This is a genomic window from Bathymodiolus azoricus thioautotrophic gill symbiont, from assembly GCF_001298715.1.
In the GTDB taxonomy this organism is placed as follows: domain Bacteria; phylum Pseudomonadota; class Gammaproteobacteria; order PS1; family Pseudothioglobaceae; genus Thiodubiliella.
The window spans coordinates 1-9,094 of record NZ_CDSC02000200.1 but is presented as its reverse complement, the minus strand read 5'-3'; the positions used below and the strand labels follow the sequence as shown (position 1 = coordinate 9,094).

The following is a 9,094-nucleotide window of genomic DNA, read 5'->3' as shown; positions in this document are numbered from 1 at the left end:
TTGTAACTCAAAATAAAGATTCGCCATAATTCTGTTGATACAAATGCTCTATCTCAGTCAAGTCAAATTGATGATTTTGCGTGCCTAGGTGGGCAACCTTAATGGCGCCTAACAGCCCTGCTAGTTGCCCTGTGGTTTGCCAGCTCATGTCATTCATTAGCCCGTATAATAAGCCTGCACGATAAGCATCGCCACAGCCTGTTGGGTCTTGTGTAGATTGCGTTTTTGCTGGGGCAATGTTAATCACTTCGCCATTGGTGTGGATTTCACTGCCTTTAGCGCCTTTGGTGATAATGAGTGCGTCTACCATTGAAGCAATAGTTGCTAAATCTAGGTTTGTTTTCTCTTGTAGCATTTGTGATTCATAGTCATTGACTGCTACATAGTTTGCCTGCTTAATAAAGGCGGTTAATTCTTCACCTGAGAACATCGGCATACCCTGACCTGGGTCAAAGATAAAAGCGATGTTGCTATCTGCAAATTGTTTTGCGTGTTCAATCATACCGTCGCGTCCATCGGGTGAGACGATGCCAATATCAGCCACAGAAGCATTACTGACTTGGTTTTGGTGCGACTCGCTCATCGCACCCGGGTGAAAAGCAGTAATTTGGTTGTCATTCATATCAGTGGTGATAAAGGCTTGACCTGTGTAAGTGCCCTCAATTACTTTTATATGCGTGGTATTCATATGATGAGATTCCATCCAATTCATATAAGGGGTAAAGTCTTCGCCCACGGTTGCCATTGGCACGGAGTTGGCGCCTAATAAATGTAGATTGTAAGCGATATTGCCACCACAACCACCAAACTCTTTGCGCATGGTTGGCACTAAGAATGAGACATTCAGCATATGTACCTTGTCGGGTAAGATATGGTTTTTAAATTGGTCGTGAAAAACCATAATAGAATCAAAGGCGTAAGAGCCACAAATGAGAGCTGTTTTTGACATTGTTTTCTCCTTTTTTTATGTAGGTGTTTCGGTTTACTTTCTTAATTGTTCGGGTATTGGAAAGTGTGTGCTTTCTTTCACGCCACCTACTTCAATCACTTCGTTTGCACCGTGATCGCGCAAATAATCAATGACTTCTTGTACCAATATTTCAGGCGCTGATGCGCCTGCTGTAACCCCAATAGTATTGACATCAGTTAGCCAACTTGGTTGAATTTCGTTTGCACCGTCAATCAAATAAGCGTTTTTTTGCATTTTTTCGGCAATTTCTCTCAAGCGATTTGAGTTGCTAGAGTTGCTAGAGCCTAATACCAAGAGCATGTCAGAATCTTGCATGAGTGTTTTAACGGCGTCTTGTCGGTTTTGCGTCGCATAGCAAATATCATCTTTTTGCGGTGATTTAATCTCAGGAAATCTATCTTTTAGCGCATTAACAATTTGCTGGGTATCGTCAATGGATAAGGTGGTTTGTGTTGTATAAGAAAGTTGTTTGTTGTCCAAATTTAACTTATCTACATCTGCAACGGTTTCAATCAATGTAACACTTGCACTTTGGTTTGATTGCCCAAGTGTGCCTTCTACTTCTGGGTGTCCTTCGTGTCCAATTAAGATGACTTGATGGTTTTTTTTTTGTTTGCGCACGACTTCCTTATGGACTTTGGTGACCAGTGGACAGGTAGCGTCATAAATAATTGCACCGAGTTCATTGGCTTGTTGGCGCACTGCCTTTGATACACCGTGTGCGCTAAAAATCACCACTTTGCCTGCTGGCACTTCATCGATTTCTTCAACAAAAATCGCACCTTTGGTTTTAAGGCTATCTACTACAAATTTGTTGTGCACTACTTCATGACGCACATAAATAGGCGCACCATGCAATTCTAATGCACGCTCAACGATTTCAATGGCACGCTCAACCCCTGCGCAAAAACCTCGTGGATTGGCAAGTAGCACCTTCATTGAGGGCTTTTAGATTTTTCAAGTATTTCTATTTGGAATGAGACATCACAACCTGCCAAGGGGTGATTAAAATTTACGGTAATATTGTCGCCATCAATTTTATCAATACAGCCTGCATAAGAATCACCTGCGGGTGTTTTAAATTCAACGCCATTATTAAGCTTGATGTCTAACTCCTTAGGGAACTCAGCGCGACGCATCACTTGAATGGCGTCGCTCTCAGCTTGACCAAAGGCCTCACTGGCACTTAACAAGAAGGTTTGCAGTTTGCCCACTTTTGCTTCTTTAATGCAAGATTCTAGGCAAGGGTCAAGTTGCCCATCGCCAACTTCAAATTCAAAAGGGGTGTCAAGCGAGGCATCAACCAATTCACCACTTGCGTGTGTGAGCTTGTAGAAGATTTTGTATTTAGCCATGTAGAGCTTGTAGCAGTTGGTGTACTTTGTCGCGCAAATCTCTGCGATGTACAATCATATCGATTGCGCCTTTTTCAAGTAAAAATTCACTGCGTTGAAAGCCTGGTGGCAACTCCTCTCGCACTGTTTGCTCCACTACTCTAGGCCCAGCAAAACCAATCAGTGCATTTGGCTCGGCAATGTGAATATCGCCTAGCATGGCAAAGCTGGCAGACACACCACCCATGGTTGGATCGGTTAAAATTGAGATAAATGGAATTTTTTTGTTGCTGAGTAATTTTAGTGCCAGTGATGTTTTGCTCATTTGCATAAGCGAAAACAAGCCTTCTTGCATGCGTGCACCGCCGGATGCTGAAAAACAAACCAGCGGCACATCAGTATCCATACAAAGTTGCGCTGCACGGACAAATTTTTCGCCCACTACTGAGCCCATTGAACCACCCATAAATTTAAAATCAAATGCAGCTACAACAACGCTCATCCCATGTAGCGTACCACTTTTTACAACTAAAGCGTCTTTTTCATTGGTGGTTTTTTGTGCTTGAATAATGCGTTCTTTGTATTTCTTTTGGTCTTTAAATTTTAAAGGATCAACTGCAACCAAATCAGGTGCAATTTCTTTTTGTCCATCTTCGTCTAAAAAACTATTGAGGCGTACACGAGCAGAAATACGCATGTGATAATCGCATTTGGGACAAACATAATCCAACCCTTCTAACTCTTCTGAATAAAGGGTAGTTTCACACTTGGGGCACTTTCTCCACAAGCCCTCTGGAATATTTTTCTTCGCTACACTGGTAATAGAAGGTAGGATTTTTTCTAACCAACTCATCGTTACTCCTTAATTGCTCTTGAAATTTCGTTTGCCAACGCGCCAACACTTGCTAACATTTTATCCTTATTCTCATTATATTTTTCAATAAATGACACTAATGATGAGCCAACAATCACCGCATCTGCTGATTTAGAGACCACTTTGGCGGTTGCTGCATCTTTAATGCCAAAGCCAACACCAATAGGCAAGTTGATGAATTGGCGGATTCTACTCATATTTGTATTCACGATATCAATATTTAGATGTCCAGCACCGGTCACGCCTTTGAGTGAAACAAAATAAACAAAGCCAGAGGCAATATTGGCTAAAGCTGCTAAGCGCTCGTTAGTCGTGGTTGGCGCCACTAAGAAAATAAAGTCAATATCCGCACCATCCAAACACGCTTTTAAATCTTGTGCTTCTTCGGGCGGCATATCTACTACCAATATGCCATCTACACCACTTTCACTTGCCACATCGGCAAATGCCTGGTAACCAAACACTTCAATTGGGTTGAGATAACCCATCAAAACGATTGCAGTTGTGTCATTAGTTTGTCTGAATTTTTCTACTAAAGTCAACACATCACGCAAACTCACACCGTCTGCTACTGAGCGTTCATGTGATTTGGCAATGACAGGGCCATCAGCCATCGGATCTGAAAACGGCACACCGAGCTCAATCACATCTGCACCATTGGCAACTAATGTTTGCATGAGTTCAAAGGTATTGTTTAAGCCACTATCACCTGCGGTAATAAAGGGGATAAAGGCTTTTTGCCCTTGTTTTCTTAGGCTTTGAAAGATATTTTTTATTCTTGACATAATCGGGTGTTTAATGTTGACAATTTTTCGCAAATTTTATTGGTTTCACAAATCTCGAAAGATGTATTTTCAAACTTTATTTTTATGTCTTTAATTGAAAACAAATTATCCCAAACAACAATCTCGGTGTCATTCTTAACTACTACATAATAGAGAATGGGAACGGCATTCTGAATAATCTCAATAGACTTCGTGTACTTTTTGCCAAGATTGTTTAATATATCCTTCGATGTTTTGTTCTTTAACTGCTCTTTCAAATCTTTTAATTCAATTAAAATAACCCTATTTTCTATCATTTCAATATAGTCAACTTGGCATGCTTGGCCGTATTTTTTACCCAAGGAAGAAACAAATCCGCCATCATTCATATCAAATAATATCGCTTTACAATCTGCCATCTCTTTATTTCCGTGTTTTTCAGCATGCTGAATTGTTTTGCAATAGTTGGTTAAATCGACCATTCTTTGCGTCTTCTGTGTATAGGTCTGTGTATGGAGATGACAATTTTTCTCTTGATTCTATTAAATTTTCAGTAATATTACTAGAGTCAAATTCAAACAAGCCACCCTCTTTTGTGAAATGATTAATCGCAATAAAATCGCCGTCTTTTTCTTTAGTGTGGACTTCTAACGCCTTAATCATATCCAAACTATGCGTTGCCATCACCACATTAACGCCGCTTTCTGCCAATTTAATTAAGGTTTTGGTTAATAAGACCTGCCAAGTTGGGTGTAGGTTTGTTTCTGGTTCATCAAAAAAGACAAACGAGCCTTTACTTATTACATTATTTTTTAATAACGTTTGAATCATGCCTAAATTTGTCATGCCAAAAGAAATTAAGTTTTTATCAATGCTTCTGTTAGAATCATCAACAAAAGACAGGCGACCATTTTCAAAAATAAATTCCCCACCAATTTCTGCTTTTAACTCAGTTACTAATTTTGAAATAATCTCCAATGGCGGGTTAGTTGACTTGGTGTTTAAGGCTTTATCTAAATCATAAAAATATTTTGGTACACCTGTTAAGTCATTCTTTTCTTCAACCTCTTTAGATTTATTCAATGCATCCCTGACACTCCAATAGGCAGGAGACTCAAAAAATACTACTCTTGAAAGCTTGGATATATCATCAATAAAAAATGAGTCTAAATTAAAATTAATAATATTTTTTGCATCAAAAGATATGTTAAGTCCATAATCGGCAGATAGGCTTGTTTTTTCTTCATCAAAAGAAACCAGTTCTGATATGTTGGCTATTTGGAAATTTTCTTGCAATTCTTTTTTTAAAGCATCATCTAATAGTTCAACATATCTTTTCTTTCCTTCTGTTAAATTAAGGATTAAAGAGCTTAAAGATTTTCTTAAAATATTAGAAGGGTAACTCACAGATTTGATTTTTTGTTTTTTTTCTAATTTGGTTAAGTATTCTATAAATCTATTAAAATTTTTAATCTGTGTATCGGTTGTAGTAGAGCGAGTTTGAATATAAGCACCTATAGAGTAATCTTTCATATCCATTAATAGGGATTGAAGTTCGTTAAGAGTTAATTTTAATAATTGGATATTTTTTTTATCTTCTTTGCTTTTGCGCGTTAAAGATTTATCAAAAAAATCAATTCCTAGGCTACTCATTCGAATATTATTAGTAGCCTCAATATAAAGTAAATTCTTATTAACAATATTAAAAACGGAATACAGAGTCTTGGTAAAAAAACTTTTACCCGTGCCATTTTCACCCGTCAGCACAGTTAAAGGGCGAACCTTTACTGTGCCATCTTTCAGCTTCCCTAAGTTCTTAACCTTAATATCTAGTAGATTCATAATGTTACCTCTTGCTAAGGTTATGCACACTATCAACCAGTACTTTCATATTTTCAGGGTCAACATCAGGTGTAATACCGTGACCAAGGTTAAAAATATGCCCTGTATCGCCTTTGAATTGTGATAACACTTTTTTCACTTCTCGCTCAATGATTTCAGGCGTAGCGTAGAGAACGGCGGGGTCAAGGTTGCCTTGAATGGCGACTTTATTGCCAACCTCTTGTTGTGCTTGTGACAGCTCAACCGTCCAGTCAATACCAATACCATCACAGAGCGTATCGGCAATATAAGTTAAATATTTGCCACCATTCTTACTGAACAGTGTGATCGGAATATTAGGATGCTTGGCTTTGATGCCCTTAACAATTTTTGCCATATAGTCCAGTGAAAAATCCAGATAATTTTGCTTGGATAGTACGCCACCCCAAGTGTCAAAAATCATTACGCTATCGGCACCTGATAAAATTTGTTGGTTAAGATAGGCAATCACGCTATGGGCTAATTTGTCTAATAGTAAATGCAGGGCCTTTGGTTCATTAAACAACATCTTTTTAGTATTGGCAAATGTCTTACTGCTACCACCTTCAATCATATAGGTTGCCAAAGTCCATGGGCTACCACTAAAACCAATCAAGGGCACACGGTTATTTAGTGCTTTTTTAATGGTTGAAACACCATCAAAAACATAAGTTAAATCGTTATTGATCTCACTTGGTAATTTCTCAATATCTTGCAGATTTTGAATCGGGTTTTTAAATTTCGGACCTTCGCCTTCTGAAAAATACAAGCCTAAGCCCATCGCATCAGGAATGGTCAAAATATCAGAGAATAAAATTGCTGCATCTAAGTCAAATCTATCAATGGGTTGTAGCGTGACTTCACAGGCTAATTCTGGATTTTTGCACAACGATAAAAAATCACCCGCTTGTTTTCGAGTGGCACGATACTCCGGTAAATAACGCCCTGCTTGACGCATTACCCAAATTGGTGTGCGTGTTGTGGGTTTTTTTAATAAAGCGTTAATGTAGTCGAATGACATAGTCTTAAGTAAGTAAATAGTGAGTTAGTAATTATAGCGATTTTGCTTGGTAGCCGGGTATAAAAAAAAGCCACAAATTGTGGCTTTTTATTGGGGAAGCGGTTTGTTTATCGCTTGAACGAACCGTAACGAGATTTAAACTTCTCAACGCGACCTGCGCTATCCATAATTTTTTGCTTGCCTGTGTAGAAAGGGTGGCAACTTGAACACACATCTAAGTGCAACTCCTCTTTGCCAATCGTTGAGCGTGACTCAAAAGCGTTGCCGCATGAACATACTACTTTTACAGTGTCGTAATTAGGGTGGATATCTGTTTTCATGTTATTATTTATGCAAATCTCTAAAGAGGGAGCATTATATACCATTGTTGAGTAAAATACAATTGTGAATAACATTAACGCCATCATTCTTGCTGCCGGCAAAGGCACGCGTATGAATTCTACCAAACCAAAAGTCTTACAAGTCCTATCAGACAAGACTTTACTTGAACATGTGCTGATGCAGGCACAAGCACTTTGTTCACAAGTGTTTGTAGTGGTTGGCCTTGGTAGTGAGCAGGTGTGCCAAGCCCTTGATGATGATTCAATTAACTGGGTAGAGCAGAGCGAACAACTTGGCACGGGTCATGCGGTTCAGCAGGCTACGCCGTATATCAATGATGATTCAATTTCTTTAGTGTTGTATGGCGATGTGCCACTTATCCGGCAATCAACTTTAAAAGACCTGATCACTCAAGCACAAAAAAGTGGTGTGGCACTCCTTTCGGTGATGCTTGACAATCCAGCAGGTTATGGTCGTATTATTCGTAAGGATAATCAAATTCAAGCTATTGTTGAGCAAAAAGATGCAAATACTGAGCAACTTATGATTTGTGAAGTCAATACAGGTATTATGGTGCTTGATAGTGGTTTATTAAAAGCTTATTTGGGCAATTTAAACGCAAATAATGCACAAGGCGAGTTTTATTTGACCGATATTATTGCAATGGCGGTGAAAGACGGTAAAACAATTGCATCAGTCATTGCAGAAAATGACAGTGAGGTAGCAGGTGTGAATGATAAAGTGCAATTGGCAGAATTAGAAAGAGTCTTTCAGAAAAATCAAGCAAATCAATTTATGCAACAAGGCTTAACGCTAAAAGACCCTGCGCGTTTTGATTGCCGAGGAACGCTTAATTTTGGGCAAAATTGTGAAGTTGATGTTAATGTGGTGGTTGAGGGTGATGTTTCGCTTGGAGATAACACGACAATTGCACCGAATTGTATAATAAAAAACGCTAAAATTGGCACTAATGTAGTTATCTTGCCTAATTCAGTTATTGAAGATGCCATTATTGGCGATGGCGCATCTATCGGACCATTTGCACGCATCCGCCCTGAGGCTCATATTGGTGAAAGCGCCAAGATTGGCAACTTTGTTGAGGTGAAAAAATCCACTATTGGCAAGGGTTCAAAAATCTCCCACCTAAGTTATGTGGGCGATACTATCATGGGTGAGGGTGTTAATATCGGCGCTGGCGTGATTACTTGTAATTATGATGGTGTTAATAAGCACCAAACCACGATTGAAGACGGTGTATTTGTCGGCTCAGATACGCAATTCATCGCACCAGTGACTATCGGTAAAAATGCCACTATTGGTGCAGGCTCAACTATCGCTAAAGATGTGCCAGGTGGTAAACTCAGTCTAAGTCGCACTAAGCAGGCTGTGCTAAAAAACTGGAAAAAACCAATTAAAAAATAAATGTACTCACTACCTCGTAATGTTTGGTTATTGGCGATTAGCTTGTCATTATTTATGTCTTTGACGGTTTTTTTGATTTTCCTTGGGGTATTATTGGTCAATCTTTAGCGCCCAATATTGGTTTATCAACCCTACCGGTGGCAATGATTGCGGTGGGTACTGCTAGCAGTATTATTCCTGTTGTTTATATTACGTCTAAAATTGGTAGAAGGCGTACTTTTTTAGGGGTTTGTGTTTATACAATTGCTGTTATTGCACTTGCTATCATGGTCTTGGAATTAAAATCATTTTATTTGTTTTGTCTATCCACTTTCTTATTTGGCGTTACTGTAGCGACTATGAATCAGTTTAGGTTTGCCGCCATTGAAAGTGTTGATGAAAACCTCAGTGCAACAGCTACTTCAGCAGTGCTTATTGGGGGTTTGGTTTCTGCTTTTTTAGGTCCAGAGCTTGCAACCTTGGGAAAAGATTGGTTTGACACCGCCTTTGTTGGCTCGTTTTTATTACTCAGCATTTGTTTTATAGTCG

The 9,094-nt window shown here is 39.0% G+C and carries 10 protein-coding genes and 1 pseudogene; 2 read left to right on the top strand and 9 right to left on the bottom strand.

Going from position 1 to position 9,094, the window contains the following annotated elements:
- Positions 1–7: 7 nt before the first annotated feature.
- The 9 genes from BAZSYMA_RS03895 to rpmE all read right to left on the bottom strand — a co-directional run bounded on the left by BAZSYMA_RS03895 (position 8) and on the right by rpmE (position 7,143).
- On the bottom strand, positions 8–949 hold the full coding sequence (locus BAZSYMA_RS03895; RefSeq protein WP_090715818.1) for a carbohydrate kinase family protein: 942 nt from the start codon (positions 947–949) through the stop codon (positions 8–10).
- Between the two features lie 33 nt (positions 950–982).
- Complete coding sequence (gene ispH / locus BAZSYMA_RS03890; protein WP_090715816.1) at positions 983–1,909, bottom strand: 4-hydroxy-3-methylbut-2-enyl diphosphate reductase; 927 nt, start codon at positions 1,907–1,909, stop codon at positions 983–985.
- Complete coding sequence (locus BAZSYMA_RS03885; protein WP_090715813.1) at positions 1,906–2,325, bottom strand: FKBP-type peptidyl-prolyl cis-trans isomerase; 420 nt, start codon at positions 2,323–2,325, stop codon at positions 1,906–1,908. Before BAZSYMA_RS03885 ends, ispH begins: the two co-directional genes overlap by 4 nt.
- The gene (gene accD, locus BAZSYMA_RS03880; RefSeq protein WP_090715811.1) at positions 2,318–3,157 is read right to left on the bottom strand and encodes an acetyl-CoA carboxylase, carboxyltransferase subunit beta; all 840 of its coding nucleotides are present in this window, start codon (positions 3,155–3,157) and stop codon (positions 2,318–2,320) included. Before accD ends, BAZSYMA_RS03885 begins: the two co-directional genes overlap by 8 nt.
- Before the next feature lie 2 nt (positions 3,158–3,159).
- A complete protein-coding gene (gene trpA / locus BAZSYMA_RS03875) occupies positions 3,160–3,963 on the bottom strand; it encodes a tryptophan synthase subunit alpha (RefSeq protein WP_090715808.1) in 804 nt (267 codons plus the stop codon).
- Entirely contained in the window at positions 3,951–4,424 is a 474-nt protein-coding gene (locus BAZSYMA_RS03870) for a hypothetical protein (RefSeq protein ID WP_090715805.1), read from the bottom strand. The genes trpA and BAZSYMA_RS03870 overlap by 13 nt, the downstream gene beginning before the upstream one ends.
- Positions 4,381–5,784 carry an AAA family ATPase gene (locus BAZSYMA_RS03865; RefSeq protein ID WP_090715802.1) on the bottom strand — a complete coding sequence of 468 codons (1,404 nt, stop codon included), beginning with the start codon at positions 5,782–5,784 and terminating at the stop codon, positions 4,381–4,383. The genes BAZSYMA_RS03870 and BAZSYMA_RS03865 overlap by 44 nt, the downstream gene beginning before the upstream one ends.
- A 4-nt stretch (positions 5,785–5,788) precedes the next feature.
- Positions 5,789–6,823: a uroporphyrinogen decarboxylase gene (hemE, locus tag BAZSYMA_RS03860; RefSeq protein ID WP_090715799.1), complete on the bottom strand. Its 1,035-nt coding sequence runs from the start codon at positions 6,821–6,823 to the stop codon at positions 5,789–5,791.
- Between the two features lie 107 nt (positions 6,824–6,930).
- Positions 6,931–7,143 carry a 50S ribosomal protein L31 gene (rpmE, locus tag BAZSYMA_RS03855; protein ID WP_090715824.1) on the bottom strand — a complete coding sequence of 71 codons (213 nt, stop codon included), beginning with the start codon at positions 7,141–7,143 and terminating at the stop codon, positions 6,931–6,933.
- A gap of 64 nt (positions 7,144–7,207) precedes the next feature.
- Here rpmE and glmU point away from each other — a divergent pair, with 64 nt between their 5' ends.
- A complete protein-coding gene (gene glmU, locus BAZSYMA_RS03850; protein WP_195910082.1) occupies positions 7,208–8,566 on the top strand; it encodes a bifunctional UDP-N-acetylglucosamine diphosphorylase/glucosamine-1-phosphate N-acetyltransferase GlmU in 1,359 nt (452 codons plus the stop codon).
- A gap of 143 nt (positions 8,567–8,709) precedes the next feature.
- Positions 8,710–9,094 (top strand): annotated as a pseudogene (locus tag BAZSYMA_RS03845) (MFS transporter); the annotation flags it as partial.